This window comes from Niallia sp. HCP3S3_B10 (assembly GCF_052064465.1).
Taxonomy (GTDB): Bacteria; Bacillota; Bacilli; order Bacillales; family Cytobacillaceae; genus Niallia; species Niallia hominis.
Genome location: NZ_JBQHVO010000015.1, coordinates 35,537 through 59,825 on the forward strand (window position 1 = coordinate 35,537; position 24,289 = coordinate 59,825).

At 34.5% G+C, this 24,289-nt stretch carries 23 protein-coding genes; 22 read left to right on the forward strand and 1 reads right to left on the reverse strand.

The annotated features are described in order from the left end of the window. The first annotated feature begins 105 nt into the window (after positions 1 to 105). The 17 genes from ACTNDN_RS09300 (at position 106) to ACTNDN_RS09380 (ending at position 19,182) form a co-directional block, all read left to right on the forward strand. On the forward strand, positions 106 to 1,188 hold the full coding sequence (locus ACTNDN_RS09300) for a four helix bundle protein (protein ID WP_441131146.1): 1,083 nt from the start codon (positions 106 to 108) through the stop codon (positions 1,186 to 1,188). A 238-nt stretch (positions 1,189 to 1,426) separates the two neighbouring features. Then, on the forward strand, positions 1,427 to 1,969 hold the full coding sequence (locus ACTNDN_RS09305; RefSeq protein ID WP_441131147.1) for a hypothetical protein: 543 nt from the start codon (positions 1,427 to 1,429) through the stop codon (positions 1,967 to 1,969). A 159-nt stretch (positions 1,970 to 2,128) separates the two neighbouring features. Next, complete coding sequence (locus ACTNDN_RS09310; protein WP_080848942.1) at positions 2,129 to 2,698, forward strand: tyrosine-type recombinase/integrase; 570 nt, start codon at positions 2,129 to 2,131, stop codon at positions 2,696 to 2,698. Positions 2,699 to 2,807: 109 nt separating this feature from the next. Continuing rightward, positions 2,808 to 3,161, forward strand: coding sequence for an AraC family transcriptional regulator (locus ACTNDN_RS09315; RefSeq protein WP_080848941.1), 354 nt, complete (start codon positions 2,808 to 2,810; stop codon positions 3,159 to 3,161). Continuing rightward, positions 3,154 to 3,999, forward strand: a complete 846-nt coding sequence (locus tag ACTNDN_RS09320) for a TnsA endonuclease C-terminal domain-containing protein (RefSeq protein ID WP_080848940.1) — start codon at positions 3,154 to 3,156, stop codon at positions 3,997 to 3,999. The genes ACTNDN_RS09315 and ACTNDN_RS09320 overlap by 8 nt, the downstream gene beginning before the upstream one ends. Beyond that, on the forward strand, positions 3,983 to 6,109 hold the full coding sequence (locus ACTNDN_RS09325) for an integrase catalytic domain-containing protein (protein ID WP_080848939.1): 2,127 nt from the start codon (positions 3,983 to 3,985) through the stop codon (positions 6,107 to 6,109). The genes ACTNDN_RS09320 and ACTNDN_RS09325 overlap by 17 nt, the downstream gene beginning before the upstream one ends. After that, entirely contained in the window at positions 6,093 to 7,706 is a 1,614-nt protein-coding gene (locus tag ACTNDN_RS09330) for an ATP-binding protein (protein ID WP_441131148.1), read from the forward strand. Before ACTNDN_RS09325 ends, ACTNDN_RS09330 begins: the two co-directional genes overlap by 17 nt. Then, positions 7,703 to 9,535 carry a TnsD family transposase gene (locus tag ACTNDN_RS09335; RefSeq protein WP_441131149.1) on the forward strand — a complete coding sequence of 611 codons (1,833 nt, stop codon included), beginning with the start codon at positions 7,703 to 7,705 and terminating at the stop codon, positions 9,533 to 9,535. Before ACTNDN_RS09330 ends, ACTNDN_RS09335 begins: the two co-directional genes overlap by 4 nt. A gap of 509 nt (positions 9,536 to 10,044) precedes the next feature. After that, the gene (locus tag ACTNDN_RS09340; protein ID WP_109769390.1) at positions 10,045 to 10,908 is read left to right on the forward strand and encodes a cation diffusion facilitator family transporter; all 864 of its coding nucleotides are present in this window, start codon (positions 10,045 to 10,047) and stop codon (positions 10,906 to 10,908) included. Positions 10,909 to 10,979: 71 nt separating this feature from the next. Continuing rightward, the gene (locus ACTNDN_RS09345; protein WP_349205315.1) at positions 10,980 to 11,144 is read left to right on the forward strand and encodes a hypothetical protein; all 165 of its coding nucleotides are present in this window, start codon (positions 10,980 to 10,982) and stop codon (positions 11,142 to 11,144) included. A 2,063-nt stretch (positions 11,145 to 13,207) separates the two neighbouring features. Then, positions 13,208 to 13,852 carry a TetR/AcrR family transcriptional regulator gene (locus ACTNDN_RS09350; RefSeq protein WP_262393312.1) on the forward strand — a complete coding sequence of 215 codons (645 nt, stop codon included), beginning with the start codon at positions 13,208 to 13,210 and terminating at the stop codon, positions 13,850 to 13,852. An 81-nt stretch (positions 13,853 to 13,933) separates the two neighbouring features. Next, positions 13,934 to 14,608, forward strand: a complete 675-nt coding sequence (locus ACTNDN_RS09355) for a YqeB family protein (protein ID WP_109769392.1) — start codon at positions 13,934 to 13,936, stop codon at positions 14,606 to 14,608. Positions 14,609 to 14,654: 46 nt separating this feature from the next. Continuing rightward, positions 14,655 to 15,560: a phosphotransferase gene (locus ACTNDN_RS09360; protein WP_109769393.1), complete on the forward strand. Its 906-nt coding sequence runs from the start codon at positions 14,655 to 14,657 to the stop codon at positions 15,558 to 15,560. A 233-nt stretch (positions 15,561 to 15,793) separates the two neighbouring features. Continuing rightward, a complete protein-coding gene (locus ACTNDN_RS09365; protein ID WP_109769405.1) occupies positions 15,794 to 16,384 on the forward strand; it encodes a GrpB family protein in 591 nt (196 codons plus the stop codon). 158 nt (positions 16,385 to 16,542) lie between these two features. Continuing rightward, on the forward strand, positions 16,543 to 17,274 hold the full coding sequence (locus ACTNDN_RS09370) for a methyltransferase domain-containing protein (protein WP_109769394.1): 732 nt from the start codon (positions 16,543 to 16,545) through the stop codon (positions 17,272 to 17,274). A gap of 92 nt (positions 17,275 to 17,366) precedes the next feature. Beyond that, positions 17,367 to 18,224: an aminoglycoside 6-adenylyltransferase gene (ant(6), locus tag ACTNDN_RS09375; RefSeq protein ID WP_109769395.1), complete on the forward strand. Its 858-nt coding sequence runs from the start codon at positions 17,367 to 17,369 to the stop codon at positions 18,222 to 18,224. A 67-nt stretch (positions 18,225 to 18,291) separates the two neighbouring features. Further along, positions 18,292 to 19,182, forward strand: coding sequence for an aminoglycoside phosphotransferase family protein (locus ACTNDN_RS09380; protein WP_441131150.1), 891 nt, complete (start codon positions 18,292 to 18,294; stop codon positions 19,180 to 19,182). Positions 19,183 to 19,281: 99 nt separating this feature from the next. On the opposite strand, the gene catA is transcribed toward ACTNDN_RS09380, so the two are convergent. After that, positions 19,282 to 19,932 (reverse strand): type A chloramphenicol O-acetyltransferase, encoded by a 651-nt coding sequence (catA, locus tag ACTNDN_RS09385; protein ID WP_109769397.1) that lies wholly within the window; start codon positions 19,930 to 19,932, stop codon positions 19,282 to 19,284. 257 nt (positions 19,933 to 20,189) lie between these two features. Here catA and ACTNDN_RS09390 point away from each other — a divergent pair, with 257 nt between their 5' ends. The 5 genes from ACTNDN_RS09390 to ACTNDN_RS09410 are packed head-to-tail and all read left to right on the forward strand — an operon-like array spanning position 20,190 to position 24,188. Then, positions 20,190 to 21,056 (forward strand): Hsp33 family molecular chaperone HslO, encoded by an 867-nt coding sequence (locus ACTNDN_RS09390; protein ID WP_109769398.1) that lies wholly within the window; start codon positions 20,190 to 20,192, stop codon positions 21,054 to 21,056. Positions 21,057 to 21,091: 35 nt separating this feature from the next. Then, entirely contained in the window at positions 21,092 to 21,823 is a 732-nt protein-coding gene (locus tag ACTNDN_RS09395; RefSeq protein ID WP_349205314.1) for a MerR family transcriptional regulator, read from the forward strand. A 20-nt stretch (positions 21,824 to 21,843) separates the two neighbouring features. Next, positions 21,844 to 22,782: an aminoglycoside phosphotransferase family protein gene (locus ACTNDN_RS09400; protein WP_109769400.1), complete on the forward strand. Its 939-nt coding sequence runs from the start codon at positions 21,844 to 21,846 to the stop codon at positions 22,780 to 22,782. A gap of 18 nt (positions 22,783 to 22,800) precedes the next feature. Continuing rightward, positions 22,801 to 23,340, forward strand: a complete 540-nt coding sequence (locus tag ACTNDN_RS09405; protein WP_109769401.1) for a GNAT family N-acetyltransferase — start codon at positions 22,801 to 22,803, stop codon at positions 23,338 to 23,340. Positions 23,341 to 23,354: 14 nt separating this feature from the next. Continuing rightward, positions 23,355 to 24,188, forward strand: coding sequence for a nucleotidyltransferase domain-containing protein (locus tag ACTNDN_RS09410; RefSeq protein ID WP_109769402.1), 834 nt, complete (start codon positions 23,355 to 23,357; stop codon positions 24,186 to 24,188). Positions 24,189 to 24,289 lie beyond the last annotated feature (101 nt).

Below are 24,289 nucleotides of genomic sequence, written 5' to 3' on the forward strand. Positions count from 1 at the left end.
GAAGATTGATTAAAAAGTTAAGGATAATTGGATTAGGTAACTATTGCCCCCAACCAATTTGGGTTCCTAATCCTCGGTTATCCTTTTAAAAGGAGATGCTTCAAATTGAATGAACAGGTTAAACGAATTCAACAAGAGTACAAAAGAAAACGGGAATTATCAAATTACAGTATCTTAGACATAGAGGTTCGCCTCAAGGAACTTGCAGAAAAAGGAGTTATATGGGTTCTAAAAGACGTGGGAGGTATTTGTGAAGCAGAAGAAATATTGATAGAAAAATACCTTCATAATTACAGAGCCAATCAGATTTACGACAACCTCGAGGAATCCCTCGATATTCAATCCCCAAACAACTTTTCCGCTGTAATTTCACGCAACCCCCCACAATCAAGAACACCTTCAAATGAAAAACAAACCAAAAAACAACAGCAGCACCTTGAAGTAAGAGATGTAAAGCAATTTATTGGTTATAAGAAGGCTAGGGAGTTAGAAAAAAAGGTAATTGAAATGTGTAAGAACCTTCCCTCATACGAAGTTGATCACATAGTAAACCAGATTGAAAGAAGTGCTGGTTCAATTAAAGACAGAATTGAAGTAGGTGAGCAAATTTATGTAGGGGAGAAGTTTTACCAATACAGCATTGCAATAGGTTCAGCAAAAGAAACCTCAGCATGGCTCCAAATGTCATTGGGGCAGAAATATATAACCCAAGTTCAATTCATTGAGTTAGATAATTTGACAACTCAAGTGGTAAGCATTCTAACAAAAAACCTGTCCAATATAAAAGAAAAAGAGGGAAGGGGAATGGATTTACCAAATCCGTTTACACCAAACGTTAAAAACTTTGGTGCCTATACTAATGCCCTGCAATTGGTTGAAAAGATTTACGAGATTACAAATAGACGTGAATTTTGGAAGGAAAAAGACCTTGTGAAGATTATTAGGAAACGGGCGACATCAAGCGTTGCCAACCTTGCCGAGGCACATCAATTGTATATTCCTAAAAAGTTTCGTTTCTTTAATGATTCATTGAAGGCATTGGATGGCCTTCATAGTTTGTTGGAAACATCCTTAATCAAAGGGATTATTTCAGAGAAGGAGCTAAAAGAGATTGATGAGTTGAGGATTTCTATACGGAATGTTCTTTCAATGAAGATGAAAAACATTAGTGATGAGAAAATGAGTTAGCCTTTAGAAGGATTAGGAGATATTATGCTCTTATCCTTTTTTGTTTGAACGGACAATTACAGGGTCAAATTTAAGTTGATTAATTTGAATTGGACGGGACTAAGAACGCATTTTTATGATAAGGGATTTTTTACTTTGTCTATATAACGTGGAAGTTGATAATCTTTTAATACTATAAGATAGTATAGAGTTTATAATAGTATCAATATTATTTTTAATAAGGGGGAAATTCATTTCTATGGAAAACATTAAGAAAGAATTGGTTGATTTCAGCTATGGAAATAATTATAAGAATCTTGATACGTTTTTGGCAGAACTATTTGGAGTTTTTGGTTTTGGGGGTTACGAACTATCAAAGGAAACTTTGAACCAAATTAAGGAAGAAGTAGAGAGAGTAATCATACTTAGGGAAGAGGGTTTGTTGAAGGAAAAATTACAGATGGATTCAGTATATTTAACTCGCATAGAATTACATCTCCAAAACTTGTGGTATAGCATTCAAGATTTACAAGCAGAGTATAATAAGAATGAAAAAAACATTAAGTATTTTCTTCCTTCAATAATGGATTCGTTTTCTTTATACAATATGAGAAGGGAGATACTGATGGATTTAACCAATTCATTTGGATTGGTTGGAAATATTTTAAATAACGAAGAACTTTCTGATAAAGAAAAACTAGGTCATATTGAGTTTGTAAGCAAAAGGATTAATCAGAATTTAAGTGAGGGTTATAAAGAACAATCATTAAATATAGTACAAAAGAGCAATAGAGTTGAGTAATTTTAAATTATCCTTTACTTTACAAAACCCTGTTGTGTAAACAAGGAAATCCTATAAAATCGGCATTTTTATTTTTGGATTTTGCCTCTAGGCTGTTGAATCTTACTCAAATAGAGATTTACAATGAATATGTAAGATTCATACAGGAGGTGAACTAAAGTGAAAGTTGTTCATCCGATTCGAGATTTAAAACAACTTGAAGCGGTGAAAGGATACCTTCGAGGGAAAAATAAAAGAGACTATTTGCTTTTTATGGTCGGTATTTCATCAGCTCTAAGAATTTCTGACATTTTGATGTTAAAGGTGAATCAAGTGTGGGACGGTAGGAAGCCAACAGAGTTTATCGAAGTGAATGAAAAGAAGACTGGTAAATATAAGCGGTTCCCGATTACGCCAAATTTAGCGAAAAGTATTAAAGAATTTAATAGAGAGTTTCCTGATAAGAAACAGGAGGACTTCCTTTTTACCAGTAGAAAGGGAACCAATCAACCTATCACCAGGCAATATGCTGCATCAATGTTGAATGAAGCCTGTGATATGGTAGGGATAACAGAGAAATTCTCAACGCACGGAATGAGAAAAACTTGGGGCTATTGGGCTTTTAAGAAAGGCATATCACTTGATTACATATGTATAGCCCTTAATCATAGGTCCGTTGCGGAAACTAAAAGGTATCTTGGAATATTACAAGAAGATCTTGATGAATTGTACTTACAAGTTAATTTATAAAATAGAGGCATTTGTTGCTGACTTTGTTATACGGAGAAAAAAAACAATCCGTTTTGACAAAAGTCAACGCAACAAATGCTTTTTTATATTTAAGGGGGCTTACTAAACGATGGACAAAATTAATGCTGTCATTCAATACATTGATGAGCATTATCATGATGAGATTTGCAATAAACATGTAGAAGAATTGGCGGGTTGTTCTTATGTTGATTTTGTTTCTGAATTCCAAAAAGTAACAGGGTCACAGTTCTTACGTTATTTAATCCGTAGGCAATTAACACTGATAAAAGAAGAATTATGTCGTATTAATGATTCACAGGATAAAAATTACTCTCCATTTAATGGTTGGGATGAATATTCTAATCTTTTTAAATGTGAATTCAAAACAACTGTTGATTCAGCAATTGATAATGAACACATTATTCTTCAAGAAAGAGGGAGTAGGGGGATACCGAATGATTAGAGAATGGAATGAAACAACTATTAAAAGGTTCCTAATGGAAAAACGAGGTCAAGGAACAGGAAAAGACTATAAACCATGGCTGCAAGTTCAAGACATAGCATCGAAAGGAAGATCTACTCGTATTTTTGGTCATACCACTCAAAGGGTCTACCATCTATTAAGCGATATGCAGTTATATTACTTCTACTTATTGGAATTTGACGACCATGTTACTGACATAAGGGAGCAGTACCCTTTACTAGATTTCCATGACATGAATATCCAAGTGGATGAGGAGCTTACAAAGAAACTATTTGATACGAAGACACAAGTACCACATATCTTTACGGTTTCTTTTTTTGTAACAAGGAAGGGGGAAAATGGAGAACCTTATTATCAAGCAAGAATAATTAAGCAATCACAGGAGTTAGAGAAAAATGCAACCTTGCAAAGATTGGAACTACAAAGAAGGTATTTTGAAAAGAAAGGGATTGATTTTGGAATTGTGACAGAAAAAGAAATCAATAAACAATTGGCACGAAATATTGGCTGGGCATTGAACTCCTATGACATTCAAGATTATCCATTGCTTACTTTGAATTTGCCCCACTTAAAAAGAGATATAGTTCAGTATTTGTCTAATAAATCGGATACGTTTCAAGGCATTTTTTCCCGATTGGAAAGAGAATATAGCTTGGATGAAGGATTGGGTCTAATCTTATTTAAACATTTGATAGCCCATAAAGAAGTAAGCATGGATTTAAGCAGGAAAATCTATTTGACTAATAAAATTGAAAATTATCATATTGAATTTACTGGTGAAAATGGTGGTGATGTAAGGTATGCAGTTGGTAATTAATGATTTATTACAAAGCACTGAAAATCCTGAATTTATTCAAAGGGTAGTTTGGGTCGATAATGAGCATCAACTTTGTTTTCTAGTTAATGTCCGTGAACCATCATTTCCTTACAGTGAGGAAATACACAGTATAGAATCCTCTTTGATCAAAGGTGAGATTACAAAGGTTGCAACTGAACCGTGGGCGTTCAGCGTGAAAGAAGAAGATTTATCTGGGATAGAAATTGAAAAACGTGATAAAGCATGGATAGTAATAAATCAAATCTATTTAATTCCTGACATTTTTATTCCAAAGAGGAGATCAGAGCTAATAAAAATGGCCAGTAAGGATTTTTTCCTTAGCACAAAGACCATTCGACAATATTTAAAACGATATTGGTCGAGAGGGATGGTAAAGAATGCTCTCTTACCCGACTTTAATAAGTGTGGGAAACAGCAAGGAAAGGAACGTAAATATATCAAAAAGGCAGGAAGACCCTTCGCTTACTCTTCCTCTATTCAAAGGGCAGCAATAACCGATGAATGGAAGAAAATCATTAGAATTAGCCTAGAAAAATACTACTTTATTCGTTCTAAACCCTCATTAAAATATGCTTATCAGCAAATGGTAAAGGAGTATTTCTCCAAAGAGGATGAAAAGTCAGGCTATAAAGTATTAGATTTAGATAAGCCAATTATTTCATATGACCAATTCTATTATTGGTATCGCAAGTGGTACAAACCGGAAGATGCCATTCATAAAAGAGAGGGCAGAAGGGAATTTTTACAAAACTATCGTGCTATAACCGGTTCAGCCACAGAAGATTCTATGGGGATAGGTACATATGCCATTGATGCAACCATTGGTGATGTTTATTTAGTTTCAAGTTTTGATAGGAATATAGTGATTGGCCGTCCTGTCATTTATTTAACTGTGGATATTTTTTCCAGGTGTATTGTTTCTGTATATGCAGGAATTCAAAATATGTCAAAAGAATCGTTGAGGTTGGCTCTTGCAAATGCCTTTGAAGATAAAAAGGAATTTTGCAAGCGGACCCTCGATATGGATATTGATGAAAATGATTGGCCTATTCATTATCTTCCGCATACTATTTTGGCGGATCGGGGTAGTGAGTTGATTTCCAATGAATTAACACAAATCACGGCGGATTTAAACATTAAGATCCAAAATTTAGGTCCGTACAGACCTGAGCTAAAGGCCGTATGCGAAAAATACTTTGACATTCTTCAGGACCACATCTCTCCATTCCTCCCTGGGGCGGTCCAAAAAGATTTTATGAAGCGTGGAGGAAAGGATTACAGGAAGAAAGCAGTGTTAAACCTAAACGAGTACGTCCAAATTTTAGTCAGAACGGTTCTATATTATAACAATCATAATTATTTATCGGACTACCCGTTAACGCAAAGTATGATAGCAGAAAAGGTCCCACCAATACCGATAGAAATATTTAAGTGGGGTTTGCGTAAAGGAACAGGATTACTGAGAACTATGCCTTTAGATGCGATCAGAAGTAGTGTTTTACCTAAAGCTAGTGCAAAAATCACCCCGAAAGGAATCAACTTTGGAGGTCTCTATTATACTTGTGCGAAAGCATTGAAAGAACGGTGGTTTTCTAAGGCTCGAATAAAAGGCAGTTGGAGTATGGGGGTGCATTATGATCCTCAAGACGTATCTAATATTTATATTCGTATAGATAGGTTGAACTATGAAGTTTGTTCATTAATCGAACAATACGAAATGTATCGTGGTGTAAAGATGGAAGAAGTTGTGAGTTTAAAAACTGAAAGAAAGCAACAAGAGGCAGAATATGAGGAAAGCAGTTTAAATGGAGCAATTCAATTAGCTCAGGACATAGAGGAGATTGTTAAAATGGCGAAAAAAGAGGCTAACAATCAAATCTTAAATGGTGAGGTTCCTAAAGATATAAAGAATATTAGAGAAAATCGAGAAAAAGAGAGAGAAATATTTAAAAGGGAAAAACAAACCGTGGTGGATCAAAATAACATTGGAAAGCAATCGAACGAAGTAAATCATGATACTGAACCGGTAAAAGTGTTGGATATTTTCCGAAAGAAACAAAAGGAAGTGCTTTATGATGGAGATAATTGAATTACATAATGGAACTGAGGCACAAATTGCAGAATATAGGGAACAAGAGATATTGGAATATCAAGGCAATCCTCTTATAGAGGCGTTGCCGCCAATCTATTCTCAGGAGGAAGTCATTGACCGTCTAAGCATGTATCCTCCTTATAATAAGGAAGAAAGATATTTGAATGACCATCAGAGAGTTCATCTAATTTCTAGGTTGCTGCATTATTTTCAAGCTATCCCGATCCATCTAAGAATTGAGTCATCAATATCTAGGTTAATTAGAACTGGTTATACCTATCGCAATCCAGTAAGTTCTACTTATGCACAAACTTTTGTGGATAACTGGAATAATATACAAAATAAGTCTTTTGATAAGTCTATTATCCAGACAGGACAAACATTGAGTATTTTGGGGGTCTCAGGTGTAGGAAAAACACGTACATTACAGCGAGTCTTGCAAACCATTCCACAGGTCATTTCTCATGTTTCATATAAAGGGCAAGCCTTAAATCACTATCAAGTAACCTATTTAAAAATTGAAACCCCTTTTGATGGTTCCGTAAAAACCATTATTTACGATTTTATGTATCAAGTAGATCTACTTCTAGGCTCCAACTATTTTAATAGATACGTAAACAGTCATTTGTCAACAAGTCAGCTAATGCCCATTATGGCTCAGATTGCTAAAAGTATAAACCTTGGCATGCTATTCCTGGACGAGTTACAACATTTAAAGGGTATAAAAAGCTCTAGCTCAGCACAGATATTAAACTTTTTTACAGCGTTAATCAATACGATAAATATCCCTCTCATTATGGTTGGAACCCCAAAGGCAATGGATGTCTTACAATCACAGTTTAGACAAGCAAGAAGAAGCACTAATATGGGGAACATCATGTGGGATAGATTTGAAAAAGATGCTATTTGGGATTTATTTGTTCAGGGTATGTGGAAATACCAGTGGACAAAAGAGGAGATTCCTATTACAGAGGAAATATCTTCAATCCTATATTATGAGTCCCAAGGAATCGCTGACATCGCAATTAAGCTCTATATGATGGTGCAGCTACGTGCGATTAGTAGTGGTAAGGAAAAGATTACTTCTACGTTAATAAAACAAGTGGCTCAGGAAGAACTAAAGATGGTTCAGCCGATGCTAAATACTTTAAAAATTGAAGATTATAGCAAACTAGCAAAATATGACGACTTAATGCTACCAAATATTGAGGACTATATTGAACAAGAACGGATTATTGTTGATCAAAAACAGGTAATGAACTCACTCCAAGAAGGAGCCAAACGGAAAAATGAGGAAGTAAAATTAATTGATGATGCTGTTTTCCGTTTAGGGATGATAGGTTTTAAAAATGATGCTGCTGTTAAGGCAGTACAAAAAGTGATTTCTGAGAACAATCAAATAAGAGATATATCACAAGTCGTAAAAGATGCTTTTCTTCTATTAAACAATAATGAAAAAAGTACGGATAAAATAATAAGTAACGACCTGAGAACCATTATAAAAAAAGGGAAAGAACAACAAATAACTGTTTATCAAGCATTACTAGATGCTGGAGTAATTAAGCAGGATTACCCTGAGCGTGATGTTTCATGATTATACAATTCCCAACCCCGTATCCAGATGAACTTTTATATAGTGTTATTTCTCGTTATCACGTTCGAGCAGGTAATGTCTTTTGGAAACACACATTAGAAGACTTATTCGGAAAGAGGACGATAAGTGCTTCGGTATTTTTGCCATCGGGAATTGGTTCTCTTGTTCAGCATTTACCAAAAAACACGACATTGAATGAACAGATATTTATAGAGAAACATACAATGTATCCTTTTTATACAGTGTTCTTGCCAACAGAAAAGGCTCAATCAATTTATGAGTCTATGACAAGTGATGACGGAAAGAAGATTTACATGCAATCGGGTATAATGGCAAGTTCGATACCACAAAACAGGTTTCTAAGGTATTGTTCAGCCTGTGCTGAAGAAGATATAGCTACGTATGGAGAAATGTATTGGCACCGAATCCATCAGTTACCTGGAAATCTCATTTGTACTAAGCATGAGTTGTGGTTAGAGGATAGTGATGTATTGATAACTCATTCTAATAAACATGCTTTTGTCTTACCAGCCACTAGCAACTGTCATTTGAACAGAAAGAGAAAGATTACTTGGAACAACCTAATACAACTCAAAAATATTGTTTTACAAGCAGAGCATTTGCTGAATAGGAAGTATCAAAATCAACCATTTTCTCATTTTACACAGTTTTATCGCTATCATTTAATTGATAAAGATTTTGCTAGTTTTAAAGGGCAGACAAAGCAGAAATTGTTACATGAGGCCATTTATAACTTTTATTCTAAAGAGTTATTGAAGAACCTATACATAGAAGTTGGGGATAAAGAATGGATAGCTAACTTTTCAAGGAAACATCGAAAATCGTTCCATCCATATTACCATTTGTTGATGCTCAACTTTCTTGATTTAGACTTGGATGCAGTGTTTAAGGCAACTTCTTTTGAAAATAATCCATTTAATAATCCGAATTGGCCTTGTTTAAATACCACATGTCCAGATTATAAGGAAAACGTCATACCGGAGATAACGATTAGAAGATGTGAAAGGACGAAGAAGCCAATTGGACGGTTTACTTGCCCGACTTGTGGCTTTTCTTATACAAGGAAGGGAAAGGACAATAACAAAGATGATCGTTACAAGTTTAGCCGAATCATGGATTTTGGCTTCCTTTGGAAGAGAGAGCTGCAAACATTATTAAATGATGGATTGAGTTATCGAGAGATTGCTAGGATACTTGGTGTTGATACCAATACAGTAATTAAATATGAAAAGAAAAATATTGAATGTGAACAAAAGGCGAAAGTTCGGATAGATAGTGATTTGGTAAAGGAACACCGTTATGAATGGATTCATCTTCAAAGGGATTTTCCTGGCCTTTCAAAAACAGAATTGAGGAAGAAAAGGTCCGAAGTGTATGCTTATTTGTATCGTCATGATGGAGATTGGTTAAAGGTAAATTCACCGAAGAGGAAGAAGGTGGACCCAACAAATAACCGAGTCAATTGGCTAGAAAGGGATAAAGAAATATTAGAGAAGGTTCAGAAGGTTGTAAGTGAGTTAAGAGGCATTGATAAGAAGCCAGTAAGAATCACGGTTAAGATACTTGGAGATAGCATTGGTGAAAGAGCCTTATTGGAAAGACATTTGGATAAGTTGCCGGAAACGAGGGTGTTCATTGAACAAGTTTCTGAATCAGAACAGGATTTTCGTTTAAGAAGGGTAAAGTATGTAATTAATGAAATGATGGAGAAGGGGGAAGTGATTAAAGAATGGAAAGTTTTAAGAAAAGCAGGAATTAAACAGGAGTTTTATGAGGAGGTTCTTAAATTTCTTAAAACAAACATTTGATAGGAAGTGTTTTTGTTTCTGGCATTTAATTAATGTATATTTCGGCAGTATGTTTATTAATCGCTATGAATTATTTCTTAAAAAAACCTATAATCACTAATATTTATACAGTTTTTTCAGGTTGCCCTTATTGAACAAACGGTGCAGGATTGTTGAAGAAGACATAGTAATTTTTAAAAATATTGTTTTTCTACAGGTACGATATTTCAAAAGGGGTACCGCTTTATTATGCTTATAATAAAATGTAACCTTTATGATTCGATAAATAACTTATCTACGAATGAATATTTCATAAAAAATACTAAGGAACACTCTCTTTTAAAATTATAATTAAATGATAATTATTATTAATTATTTATAAGAATCTACCTTATGAAGGTTAATATAAAAGTAATTGAATATAATTATCATTATCAATTGTGGAGGTAAATTCTCAATTGAACTTGACAGCCAATAATAATTCTCGTAATATATATTTATAATAATTCTAACTAAGAGGGTGATGTGAATTGAGTAGTAATGATGCACAATTTGAATCTAGTAGAAAGAAAAACAAAAAATTATTTATATGGGCTGCATCCTTAACTCTGTTTTTTGCTTTAGTTGAAATTATCTATGGATTTATTTCAGGTTCCTTAATGATGATGGGTGACGGTATACACATGGGTTCAGATGCTTTCTCATTGATTCTTGCATTGATTGCAACCATTATGGCTACCAAAGCAGCAACAAAAAATAAGACATTTGGTTACAAGCGATTTGAACCAATCGCAGCTTTTATTAATGGTTTAACGTTAGTGATTATCCCCATATTTATCATTGCTGAAGCGATTAGTCGCATGATTAATCCAATAGATATTATTCCAAACCAAATGTTGGTTGTTGGTATCATTGGTTTGATTGTAAATGGAATAGTAGGCTATATTTTAACGAAGGCTAATTCTAATTTAAACGTAAAAAGTGCAATGCTCCACGTTTTGGCTGACTTATTTACGAGTGTAAGTGTGGTCATCGCAGCATTGGGTATTAAATATTTTGGGCTAATATGGTTAGATCCAATCGGTAGTATATTGACATCAATCATCATCATTGCTGGTGGCGTTAAAATCACAAAGGCATCTTTTAATATATTAATGGAAGGAACCCCTAATGGATACTCCGTCGATGAGATTAAAAATACTCTACAAGAAATGAACGAAGATGTAACTGTTGAGGATGTAAAAGTATGGTGTATAAACGAGGAAGAAGTTTACACATTAATTAGAGTAAAATCTTCTTCAAAATTAGTTGAAAATATGCAAAATGTAATAAAAGAATTAGTTTCAAAGCATACCAAAATACCATCAAATAATATCTATTTAGATGTAAAATAATCATCAATATTTCAACAATAGTTATGCATCATAATTATTATTCATAATTAACTAGCTGAAGGAGTTTGAATATGGATACTTCAAAAAAATTGAATGAAATACTAGATGCTATTTACCTTGCTAAAGATACAACAAAAGTATTTCCAACCTTCCCAGAACGTATAAAAACTAGCCATCTGTATGTTTTATATGCAATTTATCAGTTGGGTAATGAGGTAAGAGTGACCGTAAGGTAAAAGAGTGTGCTTCATCTATCAAGGTAAACCCCCGTCCGGCAACATGTAAGAAGCCCCAAGCAGAGTTCTCGCCCATAAAAAATAAATATAAATAATTAGGTATGGGGTTAGGAGGTAAGTAAGGGGATAGCGGTGGTAAGGCGAAACCCTAAGATATAGTAGTGTGCTGCTTCTTTTAATGGAAGCCCACGTCCCGAAACGTGTGATCCGCTTCAGACTTTAGCACTCGCCCATAAAGAAATAAATATAAATATAAATGAATAATTTGGTATTGGTAACATGGTAAGTATGGGAATGACGGTGGTATAGGAGAGACGGTAAGGTACTATGAATAAGACCGATTGATTAGACTATCTAGTAGTAGTAGGAAAGGTATCTTCGATACCCCCTTTATTGGCAAGGTGCGAATATCATTAATGAAATACCTATACTAGCACCTATCCATCGTATGGTGCACCCCATCCCCCACATATTGAAAGACTTCTCCATACTCGGCATATACTCTACCCCACTAAATGGCTTCTCTTAATCCAAAGCCCAATACATAATTCCGCCAATATCGGCAATTCGAGCAAATATAAACAATACAATTGCATAGATACTCCATCCGAAGGCATGAATCGGATATGGTACAGGAGGCACCGAAAGGTGCCTTTTTTAGTGTTGACCACTTAATTCATTTGGTGTTCGCCCCTATATCACTAAGCAAACTTTATTCTCATCATATTAATTTTATGTGTTAATTTACGGCAGAAAGTGAGCAAATCTTTGAGCAAACTTTATTCTCAGAGAATAATTGGGGAAATGCCATTGAAGTCAGATGTATCAAGGGGTTTACCCAATAACCAATTTCAGCAAACTTAATTCTCATTTAACAGGAAGTTTTATTGGACAACCCTTATTTAATTACCTAAAATTATATAAGCCTATAAATTGGGAGTATATATATTCGTTCCCTATTTACCTTACTATTGGAATTGTGGTTAAGTTTGTAGTATCCAGAATAATCAATTTGCAAAGAAAAATGGAATGAGGAATTTGATATATCCCTGTCACTTCCATCTTCCCTAAGCTAAAAAGTCGGTACCTACTAAACAGTTGGTATCCAAACGGCAAAGGAAGCTGGAAAAGCAGCGGGCAGTCTAATATGTATTCAATCGTTATTCAATTGTTTATTTCAATCAAAAATCAATTAAAATTCGAGGCTGGATCCAATAGAAATCCAGTCTTTTTCTTTTGTTCAATATCCCTCTAATCCCTTGTCCAATATTCATAGGTGCAATTGGAAGTGAAACTATAGCTAAAAAATACACGACAAATAGTTAACTATCCAGCAAGATTAAGTAGCTGTTACTTTCCTCTTCCTCATGATAAAAAGTCCGTACCTACTGCTTTATAGTTGGTATCCAAACGGCAAAGGAAGCGGGAAGAGCAGCGGGCAGTTATTTATGTATTCAATCGTTATTCAACCAGTTGTTTCATTCGCAGATCAATGGAAATTTAGGCTGAACCGTATGGGTACAGTCATTTTTCTTTGTTCAATATCCCTCGAATAGGATTGTTAATTATTTCTCTTGATTCTGTTTTTCTGACACAACATCCAATAGACTCTGTAAAGAGACAATACCTCGTATTTGTTCAACGAGAGCATAATCTATGTATTCAAGAGATTTAAGAACCATTTCCTTAGCTTGAGAAATAATAAGTCTTGCTAAAAAAACAAGATATTTTTCATTAGTTCGATTTAACCATTTCAGTTTTTCTTTTATTTCTTTTTCTAAGGCTTTTTTACTCTATTGGTTACAAAACATTTTTGAGAAAATCAATCGAAAATAATTGAGTCAAATTTTCATGCTGTATCCAAATGGATTCAGTCTTTTTCTCTTACAAAACTGTAATACCCACGTAATGAAATTCGATAGATAGAAAAACGTATGAGACTGAGAAGTTGGTCCCTCGTCTCATACAACCAATTGAATATTGACACCCATATTTTTTTACATTAAAATTTGATTAATCATTCAAATAAAAAATTAAACAATCAATCAAAAGGGGGTTTTTTAATGAGTAACAATGGAGAAAATATGGAGAATCCTATTAACAAAAATGAGAAAGGAAAGCAGTCATTCATCGCTGAAGCTAGGCGTGAACAAATTATTGAGGCTGCAATTCAAACACTTGATGAAATCGGATATGTAAAGACGAGCCTTTCTCAGATAGCAAAAAGGGCAGGCATAAGTACCGGACTAATCTCTTATCATTTCTCGGATAAAAATGATTTGATGAATCATTTGTTAATGAATCTATTAGAAAGCTCCACTAATTATATTTTGGAGAAGGTAAGGAAAGAAGATACACCAAAGAAAAAACTTAATACATTTATAATGGCAAGCCTAGCTTATCAAGGCATATATCACGCACGAAATATAGCTCTGATTGAAATTATCTTTAATGCGAGGACCCCTGATAATATTCCGTACTATAAATTAGCTGATAGTGATGATAAAGATCCGTTGATGGATGAGCTTTATCAAATCCTTCGGGACGGTCAAGAAAAAGGGGAATTTAGAGCCTTTAATGTGGATGTAATGGCTAATATGATTCAAGGGGCAATTAGTGAGTATATGTTATCCGCCATTACCAAAAAGGTGGATCTGGAAACATATAGTGATGAACTAATAGATATTGTGGGTATAGCAACAAAATAGATAACAAAAAATGTAAGTAATTTAGAATAGAAATATAAGAAAAATCAACTATTTTAAAATAGAATGAGGGAGTAAAAAAATATGAAAGATACATCCATAATTGGTATGGGATTCTTGGAAAAACTCTTTGCAGTTTTATTTCCTGTTGTATTAGGAACGATAGGCTGGTTCCTCCCAAAATTGATTGACCTAGTAAAAAAAATACCATTATTTACTGATTCAAAGGTCATTGAACTATTGGATTCATTTAACCCTTTTTGGGTGTCTATTATCTTGATGATTATAGGTGTGATTATAGGGAGTCTTTTGTCATTAACAGTCTATAGTGAAGCCTTGAAAATGAGTATTAGAGATACTGAAATTTTGATTAATAAAGATGATAAAGAAAATAGAATTACAAAATCAGATGTTAAAGAAGTTTTTATGGAGGATCATACAGTTGTAATAACTGGAAAAAAGGGACAAGAACTTTTAAGAGAAAAGACAGATATAAAAAAAGCGAAAGTACGAGAGGGCTTTCTATATCATCATTATCCGTGGAGTGAACAAGATCCGTATGCTGATGACTACAAACTCTGGACTCTTGAAGACCGTACGGTTGGCGAGAACGTCAATGCCATATTATATGAACGTAGGAAAGCAATTAGAGAAGGAGACAAGAAAAAAATAAAACATTTAAGAATGGACTTAAATGAGCTTGGATTTGTTGTGAAAGATAAAGGTGAGGATCAATATATACGCAATTTTCATAACTAATATTGTCTCTATTATTTCAAAAAATATGATTTGGATGTGATGAGTAATGAGTAAAACAAAAAAAGAAGTATTGGAAATTGCAGAAAAACATGGTCTCCAATTAATAGAGGATTCTTTTATTTTTAATGAATCTGGATTAGACTTTCAGGTGGTATTTGCTAAGGATCAGGAAGGAAAGGAATGGGTGCTGCGTATTCCGAGGCGAACAGATGTATTCCCTAGAACGAAGGTAGAAAAAATAGCACTGGACCTAATAAACAAGTATGCTGGTTTTGAGGCTCCTGATTGGGAAATTTACACAGAAGAGCTGATAGCTTATAAAAAGTTACATGGAGTTCCAGCAGGAACCATTGATCCTGAAGCTAAAAGATATGTTTTTGAAATTGATGAAAATAATATACCGAATTGTTTTTATCAGACGCTTGGAAAAGTATTGGCGACACTTCATAGCATTCCAAAGGAGAAAGCATCTGAAGCTGGAGTTATAGTCCGAACACCAGAGGAAGTAAAACAAATCATGAAAAATCGTATAGATGCTGTTAAGGAAAAATTTGGTGTGGGAGAGGTGTTATGGAGCAGGTGGCAAACATGGTTGAATAATGAAGAAATGTGGCCAAAAGAAACTGGACTGATTCATGGAGATTTACATCCAGGACACATCCTCGTTGAAAGGTCAGGAAATGTAACAGGTTTAATTGATTGGACAGAAGCGAAGGTAGCTGATATATCTACTGATTTCGTTGGCCATTACAGAGTATTTGGTGAAGAAGGTCTTGATACACTTATCAAGGCTTACAAAGAAGCTGGAGGGTATCATTGGCCTAAGATGAAGGAACATATTATTGAATTAAATGCTGCCTACCCTGTTGGAATTGCCGAATTTGCCTTAATATCTGGGATGGATGAATATATTCAGATGGCAAAAAAAGAATTAGGTTTAGCTGGAATGTAACTTGAAATGTAAATATAGTAGCGGAAAGACGAGGGAAAGATAGTAAGATTCCCCAATTAATACTTTCTCGGTTTCTTAATGGGAACGGATTAGAGAGAAATCAATAGAAATCCGTATGAATTCCAATGGTTTTCAATAATCAACCAATCGGTTTTTTATTATCAAAAATCAATCAAAATTCAGAGCTGGATTCAATAGTGGGTCCAGTTTTTTTCTTTATGGAGGTGGAGCAAATGCCATCAATTCGAGACGATTCAAATTCAATTTCTAAAAGTGACAAAGAGATTCAGAAAGCAACGGTTGGAGAAAGTAAACCTCACAATGCTCTTATCATACTTCATGAGTATAATCCACACTGGCCAACGCTATTCAACCAAGAGGCAAATAGGATTCGTTACATACTCGGAAGCAAGGTATTGCAATTGGAGCACGTTGGATCTACTTCAGTACCGGGGCTATGTGCCAAACCAATCATTGACATTCTAATGGTTGTAAAGAACTCTGCCGATGAATCAACATATGTTTCAGACCTAGAGGAAGCTGACTACACTTTACGTATTCGAGAACCCGAGTGGTTTGAGCATCGTCTATTCAAAGGTCCCGATACTGATATTAATCTGCATGTATTTAGTGAAGGAGCCTCTGAGGTTGATAGAATGTTACGCTTCCGCAATTGGCTACGGACCAGCAGTTCCGATCGAGATAAATATGCAACCGTCAAGCGAAACCTAGCTGGGCGTGAATGGCGACATGTCCAACACTATGCGGATGCCAAAAATTCGATAGTTCAAGAAATTATGGAAAGAGCAAAGGCAATCGAGTAGTATGCTTGATAAGACTTTTGGAATTGCAAAAACAATTAAAGAAATTATAACGTAACTATTATATGAAGAAACTTTGGTTTGTGGGAAGTCGTCTGGAACCCAGCGTGGGAGATTAAAGATTAGACTAGGTTGTCTAATTAATTGGAGATGTTAAAACAATGAAGCAAAATAAATATGACGATGTTGTCTTTTTTTCTGAATATGAAAAAATGCCACGATCAGTCAAAGGACTTGAAGGTGCAGGCGAATGGCCAGTAATAAAAGCAATATTGCCAGAGCTTAAAAATAAGAATGTACTTGATTTAGGATGCGGTTTCGGTTGGCATTGTAGGTACGCACGTGAACAACAAGCAAGTTCGGTGATTGGTGTAGATATTTCTGAAAAAATGCTTCAAAAAGCTCGTAAAATGACGGATGACTCTGCAGTTTCATACATTAAAATGCCAATTGAAGACATAAATTTTTCAGACTCACAATTTGATGTGGTAATCAGTTCGTTGGCTTTTCACTATGTTAAGTCATTTGAGATAGTTTGCCAAAAAGTTTATGGTTTTTTAAAGCCAGGAGGGTCTTTTGTTTTTTCTGTTGAACATCCTATTTTTACTTCTCGGAACGAACAAGATTGGTATTATGATAACCATGGAAATCGCCTATATTGGCCTGTTGACAATTATCAGTCTGAAGGCGTGCGTAATACAACCTTCCTAACGGAGAACGTTATCAAATATCACCGTACCTTTGCAACATATATCAATGATGTGATTCAAGCTGGTTTTTCAATTAAATTAGTTAAGGAACCTATGGCTACCGAAGAAATGGTAAGGAGTATACCGGAAATGAAAGATGAAAACAGAAGACCAATGTTTTTAATTATCTCGGCAGAGAAGTAATATTTTTCAAAGTGTACTAATAGAAATCTCAGAACAAAAATTCTCTGAGATTTTTCGTTGGTATATGGCACAAATACTGGAGGAAAATTACAATGAGAAGTGAACAAGAAATGATGGATATGCTCATTAAATTTGCGAGGAATGATAATAGAATTCGACTTGTAACACTAGAAGGATCTCGTACAAACAAGAACATTCCCAAAGATCCATTCCAAGATTATGATATTTCCTATTTTGTAACAGACATGGATTCTTTCAAAGAAAATGATCAATGGCTAGATATTTTTGGAAAGCGTTTGATAATGCAGAAACCAGAAGATATGGAGCTTTTTCCACCAGAGTTAGGGAATTGGTTTTCTTATCTCATGCTTTTTGAGGATGGCAATAAATTAGACTTAACACTTATTCCAATAAACGAAGTGGATGATTACTTTTCTAAGAGTGATGGATTAGTAGAAGTGCTGCTTGATAAGGATTCACTTGTTAAAAATGATGTTATACCGAGTGATCGTAAGTATTGGATTAATAAGCCAACAGCAAGAGAATTTGATGATTGCTGTAATGAATTCTGGTGGGTTTCAACCTATGTAGTAAAAGGATTAGCGAGAAAAGAAATCCTTTTTGCAATTGACCATTTAAACGAAATTGCTAGACCTAATTTGTTAAGAATGATGTCTTGGGAAATAGGATTAGAAAAAGGCTTTAGCTTCAGCGTTGGGAAAAACTATAAATTTATTAATCAGTATTTACCCAAAGAAGATTGGGATACATTGCTTACTACATATTCAGAAAGTGATTACCCAAGTGTGTGGCGGGCCTTGCTCACTTGTTATGAGTTATTTAGAAAATACTCTAAATTTGTGGCGGAGCGTTTTGGATATAAGTATCCAGATTATGATCAAGACATTACGAAATATACGCAAAACATTTATAAATCATTGAATGGATAGAGGGAGATGAGTAAAAATTAAAAGTCAAATTGTAGTTCCAACGACGGTTCAGCAAAAAGCAATGAGTTTGGGCGTTGATGGTGAACATTGGCTAAGGAACTTAGGTGAGGTCACTCATTTATTAGAACAAAAATGGAAGATAAGGCTAGGCAAAAGTTTAAACGGTGGAACAGAGGCTTTTGTTGCTGAAGTTACGACTAGGATGGGGGATAAAGCAATACTAAAATTGACCATGCCTCCAATGGAAGGAAACACAGCATTTAAACAGGAAATAGTAGCTTTAAAGATTGCCGATGGGCATGGTTATGTTCGATTACTAAATTATAATATGGATCAACGAGCAATTTTATTAGAGAAATTAGGCTCTCCTTTAAAAGATATGGGCTATCCTGCAGAAATGCAGATTGAGATTATCTGTAATGCATTGAAAAAATCATGGGGAAAATCTTTACCGAAAGACCATAAACTGCAATCAGGCAAGGACATCATAAATTGGTTTTCAAGTTTTATTCCCGAACTTTGGGCAGAGCTTGAACGCCCATGTTCCAGACTGTTAATCGAAAAAGCACTGGTATTCCTAGAGTCTCGTTTATCAAATAGCAGCCTAGAAACATCCGTATTGGTTCATGGTGATGCACATAGCGGAAACATTTTAAAAGACATGACAAAATCTAAGGCCTCATTTAAACTGATTGACCCCGATGGTTTGATTGCCGAACCAGCATATGATCTTGGTGTATTGATGCGTGAATGGCTAGATGATTTAACCATCAATCCAATGGAGAATGGTCGTAAACGGTGTTTGCTTCTAAGTGAAATAACTAGTATAAATCCTCAAGCAATATGGAAATGGGGATTTATTCAGTCTGTATCTACTGGATTATTCCTAATAAAAATTGGTCAGGGAGAAATGGGATTACAAATGCTTAAAGTTGCGGAGGCTTGGAGCAAAGTTTGATCATTTAGCTTTACTGGATATAAGATAGATTGCATTAGTATAATTAGAAAAGGAGTCGTCGAAACAACTCCTTAACTAAAATGAAAACCACTTCAATATTTATGGGAGCCAATCAAAGCAATTATGAGCTAATTGCTGTAGCTCCTCTAAAAATGTACTAGCATGAAATCCATCGCAAACGGCATGATGTACCTGTAATGAAATAGGCAACAATATTTTCTCTTCCTGATTAAAGTATTTCCCACTTGTAATAATTGGTAGTAAGAAGTCATGATTATTATTTACGTTTAGGTTGAAGCCAGTAAAACTAACCCAAGGAATACTAGATATAGGAAAAGAATTCTCTGGTACATTTTCTTTTGTAAAAAGCCCCTTAACATTTGCATATTGCTTAATATCATCTTGATAGTTTTTATAGAAGATATGAAATTCATCAGAAAATTCAGTCCATATGCTTGAGAACGATTTGTTATCATTATGGAAGATTGTATAACTTGGAATCATTCTATCCCAATAAACTAGTGCACCCTCATCATTAAAGCAAGTTCTAAATTCTTCATGAGAATTTACTACCCTAGTGACCATGTAAATAAAGGCTGGATAGAACTTTATTCCTTTGTTTTGAAGCTGTTCCAATAACGATGTAATGTCAATATTTGCTGTCATGCTAAACGTGCACTGTTGCTTCAAATAATGCTCGAAATACGGTAATCTATCCCATTCTTCTTTATCAATAATATTAAATTTCATTTAATTAGCCTCCTAAAAATGTGTTTTTGATTTTAGGAGGCTAACTTGTCTGCTCTTACCATATCCTCACCTCTTAATGATTCTGTAGTTAAGATACTAAATCATACATACTTCATTTTCAACCTCTCTCACGTATGTGTATCTGTTATTTATTAACTCTTTCAAAAAAGTGAAAATAACTTTATCCTTGAACCTTACGTAAGGTAATGTTTTATAGTGGACTTAACGGAAAATAATGATTGAAAGGAAACCTACCCATGCAAAATGTTATTGTTAAGACACTCATATTCGACAAACAAGTTCGTTTGTTTTTTGTTGATAATACTAAATTGATAAATACTATTTTTAACCTAAATAAAGAAATGAATAAATTGCAAATGCTCTTATTAGGTAAAACAATATCTGCTGTGAGCCTAATGTCGGGAACATTAAAAGGAGATCAGCGTGTAAGTCTTCAGATTACAATGAGTGACCCAAAATATAAGGTCTTTGCTGATGCAGATGCTAGAGGAAATGTAAGAGGCTATCTTAATGAAGGACTACAAAATGCTTCTCCGGAGTTTATAAGTAATGTATCGCTCAATCAACTTATTGGTGAAAAGGGAAGTATACGAGTAATTAAGGGCTCTGCCATGAATCAGTTTACTGGGATAACAGATATGCCTTACCAAAATATTGTTGATGATATTTCACATTATTTTATTCAGAGTGAGCAAACTCAAACCTTTATCGGAACCAATCTTGGGCTAAATCATGAGGAGGGGCTATTATTTAGTAATGCTATATTCGCACAATTGCTTCCAGGTGCTTCGCTTCATTTGATTGATGAAATAAAACACACCTTTCATACTAATAGGGGCTTCTTTAACAATTTGGGAAAATATAACGAGAACAATATTGAAGAAAAGCTAAGTGAGCTATTTAAGGATGTAAAATTCATGGAATGCAGTCCTATTCAATTTTTCTGCGGATGCTCAAAAGAAATGTTCTGTGGAATGCTATATGCTATAAATAAGTACGAGATAAAGCAAGCAATTAGTAAAAAAGAATCAATTGAAACTGGCTGTCAAATCTGCGGGAGAACATATAGCTTTAATCAAAGTGAACTTCAAGCACTTCTTTAATGAAGAATTCATTTTATAAAAAGGAATTGGTGAGGATGAAAGAGTATTTGAAAGTAGGAGAGCTTGCAGAATTGACAGGCTTAACAATAAGAACGTTAAGATATTATGATCAAATTCAATTGTTCTCTCCATCTGAATATACAGAATCAGGACATCGGCTTTATACGAAATCCGATTTAACGAATCTGCAGCAAATCTTATCTTTAAAACAAATGGGATTGTCGTTAGATGATATAAAGGAAGTCATGGAGGATAGAGAAAAAAATTCTGCTATCAATATCATCGAAACACAAATAGATCGTTTAAGAAGGGACATACAAGTCCAACAAAATTTATTAAATGAATTAGAACTCACTGCAAATGTCATTCGAAGTAAAAAAATGATGTCCGTAAAAGATATAACAGAGTTACTGGGAGCAATGAAAATGTACCAAGAAATATATTTTTCAAAACAGCAGTTAGAGAGCATAAGGGATTTCTATAATAAGATTGATAAGGATGATCTAAAAGGTGCAGAGAAAAAATTTAAGACGATTTTAGAAGAAATACGTGTTGAAATGGATAATGGCACTCCACCTTCGAATGCAAAAGTAAGGAAATTGGCGGAAGAATGGAGAAAAATACTTCATTCTATTACCATAAATGATTCTGAGATATGGAAACAGGCTGAAAGATTCCATCAGGAGAACCCTGATAATGATTTGCAGTATGGCTTAGACGGTGAAATCTATCAATATATACAGGGTGCATTGAAGGTAAGCAAATAGAATATTATAGGGGAAATAATATGGATCAAGTAAAAAGTATCTTAAAAGACTATTATAATATAGATATTACTGATGTGTTGTCCCAGCAGGGTGGTTGGGCATCCCTCGCCTATAAAGTGTCTAACAAAAATAAAAGTTATTTTTTAAAGGTATATGAAAAAAGTAGATCTTCCACACCAAAATTGACTGCTCTTATTGATCAATATGTGCCAATTATGGTGTGGCTTAAAAACAGTAGCGATTTGCAAGGAAAAATACCCGTCCCTTTGATAACAAGTAGTGGGGAATATAAATGCGAAGATGAGTATGGTGTTTATTTGCTTTATGATTTTATTGAGGGGGAGACTATTGGGGATCAGGATTTGACAGGGAATCAAGTTGATCAACTTTCAAAGATTTTAACAGAGCTTCATTCATATGGTGATGACATTCCAATTAGGACGGATGCCATAAAAGAAGATTTTGAGGTTCCATTTTTACAGATGTTGAGGCAAATATTGCAAAAAGGGAGAAATGATTTTCCATCCGATGTATGGGAATTGATTCATTCCTACATTCCACAATTAAATAAGTTGATTTATACGGTTGAAGAGTATTCACAGAACTTGAAAAACCCTATTTTGAAAATGGCCTTATGCCATACAGATTTGCACAATTGGAATTTAATGCAATCCGGGAACCAGCTATTGTTAATTGATTGGGAAGGATTAAAACTAGCCCCTGTTGAAGCTGACCTAATGTTCTTAGTTGATAAACCCTATTTTGATGAATTTTTAAGTATCTATCGGAAAACTCATCCAAACTTTTCAATCAATCGAGATGCAATGACTTTTTATCAAGGGAAAAGACGATTAGAAGATATATGGGAGTTTATTGAACAACTTTTATTTGATGAACAGAATGATGAAGAAAGACTTGTGACAATGAATTATTTACGGGAAGAACTGCGATTTGTGTGAAAAAAGGAGTTAGAGAAGATGAGTATAATAATTAAACAAGAGGAAGTAAAGGATTATGAATTAACTGAAAAAGTTGTTGAACTTGCATTTGCTGATGCTGAGCACAGTGATAAAAGTGAGCATCACTTGGTAGCACGAATCAGAAATTCAAATTCATTTGTTCCAGAATTATCTCAAGTGGCAATAGATAAAGATAAAGAAAGCATTGTGGGGCATATTCTTCTATCTAAAATAAACATAATGGATGACAATCAAACAGTTGAGTCACTTGCTCTTGCACCTGTTTCTGTCTTACCTGAATATCAAAATCAAGGAATAGGTAGACTTTTAATTTCCGAAGCATTGAAAGAAGCGAAAGAGCTTGGATACAATTCTGTTGTTGTCTTGGGACATCCAGAATATTATCCGAAATTCGGGTTCAAAAAAGCATCTATATGGGAAATAAAAGCACCTTTCGAAGTACCAGATGAAGCATTCATGGTAATCGAGTTACGTGAAAATACTCTCGATAACGTTTCAGGAGTTGTTGAATACCCAAGTGTGTTTTTTGTGGATTAGGAGTTGATATTTTAATGACCGTTCAACGAATTATTGATGAAATAAATAAAGAACTGAAAGATATACCTGGCATTGTAGGAGTAGTTTTAGGTGGTTCAAGGGCAAGAGGAACGAATCATCCAACATCCGATATTGATATTGGAATATATTACGATGAGTCTGCAGGATTTGATGTCCAGGAGGTCAGCGAAATAGCAACAAAATTGGATGATGACCATAGAGAAAACTTAATTACATCTTTAGGTGAATGGGGTGCTTGGATAAATGGTGGTGGATGGCTTGTTGTTCAGGGCTATCATGTTGATTTGATTTTTCGTGATGTTAAAAGAGTATCGAAAGTGATTAATAATTGTTTAAATGGCAATGCTTCCGCCCATTATCATACGGGGCATCCACATGCTTATCTAAATGTTATGTATATGGGGGAAATCTCAATTTGTAAGATATTATCTGAACAAGCGAGCCGAATATCTAATTTAAAAGCTAAGACAAAACCATATCCCCAACCATTAAAAGAAGCTATAATCGGCTATTTCATGTTTGAAGCGTCCTTCTCTTTGATGTTTGCGAAAGATAATGTGGATAAGGATGATATTTCGTATGTTGCAGGTCACTGCTTTCGAACCATATCCTGTTTAAATCAAGTCCTGTTTGCTATAAATGAAGAATACTGTATCAATGAGAAAAAGGCTGTTCGAATGATTGATGGGTTTAATAGAAAACCCAACGAATATAAAAATAAAATTGGCCAGATTGTAACATTAGTCTCTACCAATCCCGATAATACAAGGAAAGGAATAAATATGTTACAAGAACTTATTGCGGAAACAGAGATGCTGCTTAAATAGATTTTTGCTAGAGGTAATTCTGGACTTAAAAGAATAGAAAAGGGAAACATGGTTGGATTGTTGGGCACTGTTAAATATGATAAAATAAAAAATGTAGTTGA

What these genes read in the sequence shown, in the direction of transcription:
- ACTNDN_RS09325 (WP_080848939.1), top strand. Translation starts at nt 3,983, where the DNA reads ATGCAGTTGGTAATTAATGATTTATTACAAAGCACTGAAAATCCTGAA.
- ACTNDN_RS09330 (WP_441131148.1), top strand. Translation starts at nt 6,093, where the DNA reads ATGATGGAGATAATTGAATTACATAATGGAACTGAGGCACAAATTGCA.
- ACTNDN_RS09305 (WP_441131147.1), top strand. Translation starts at nt 1,427, where the DNA reads ATGGAAAACATTAAGAAAGAATTGGTTGATTTCAGCTATGGAAATAAT.
- catA (WP_109769397.1), bottom strand. Translation starts at nt 19,932, where the DNA reads ATGAAATTTAATATTATTGATAAAGAAGAATGGGATAGATTACCGTAT.
- ACTNDN_RS09315 (WP_080848941.1), top strand. Translation starts at nt 2,808, where the DNA reads ATGGACAAAATTAATGCTGTCATTCAATACATTGATGAGCATTATCAT.
- ACTNDN_RS09370 (WP_109769394.1), top strand. Translation starts at nt 16,543, where the DNA reads ATGAAGCAAAATAAATATGACGATGTTGTCTTTTTTTCTGAATATGAA.
- ACTNDN_RS09400 (WP_109769400.1), top strand. Translation starts at nt 21,844, where the DNA reads ATGGATCAAGTAAAAAGTATCTTAAAAGACTATTATAATATAGATATT.
- ACTNDN_RS09320 (WP_080848940.1), top strand. Translation starts at nt 3,154, where the DNA reads ATGATTAGAGAATGGAATGAAACAACTATTAAAAGGTTCCTAATGGAA.
- ACTNDN_RS09350 (WP_262393312.1), top strand. Translation starts at nt 13,208, where the DNA reads ATGAGTAACAATGGAGAAAATATGGAGAATCCTATTAACAAAAATGAG.
- ACTNDN_RS09395 (WP_349205314.1), top strand. Translation starts at nt 21,092, where the DNA reads ATGAAAGAGTATTTGAAAGTAGGAGAGCTTGCAGAATTGACAGGCTTA.
- ACTNDN_RS09405 (WP_109769401.1), top strand. Translation starts at nt 22,801, where the DNA reads ATGAGTATAATAATTAAACAAGAGGAAGTAAAGGATTATGAATTAACT.
- ACTNDN_RS09390 (WP_109769398.1), top strand. Translation starts at nt 20,190, where the DNA reads ATGCAAAATGTTATTGTTAAGACACTCATATTCGACAAACAAGTTCGT.
- ACTNDN_RS09365 (WP_109769405.1), top strand. Translation starts at nt 15,794, where the DNA reads ATGCCATCAATTCGAGACGATTCAAATTCAATTTCTAAAAGTGACAAA.
- ACTNDN_RS09345 (WP_349205315.1), top strand. Translation starts at nt 10,980, where the DNA reads ATGGATACTTCAAAAAAATTGAATGAAATACTAGATGCTATTTACCTT.
- ACTNDN_RS09360 (WP_109769393.1), top strand. Translation starts at nt 14,655, where the DNA reads ATGAGTAAAACAAAAAAAGAAGTATTGGAAATTGCAGAAAAACATGGT.
- ACTNDN_RS09355 (WP_109769392.1), top strand. Translation starts at nt 13,934, where the DNA reads ATGAAAGATACATCCATAATTGGTATGGGATTCTTGGAAAAACTCTTT.
- ACTNDN_RS09335 (WP_441131149.1), top strand. Translation starts at nt 7,703, where the DNA reads ATGATTATACAATTCCCAACCCCGTATCCAGATGAACTTTTATATAGT.
- ACTNDN_RS09410 (WP_109769402.1), top strand. Translation starts at nt 23,355, where the DNA reads ATGACCGTTCAACGAATTATTGATGAAATAAATAAAGAACTGAAAGAT.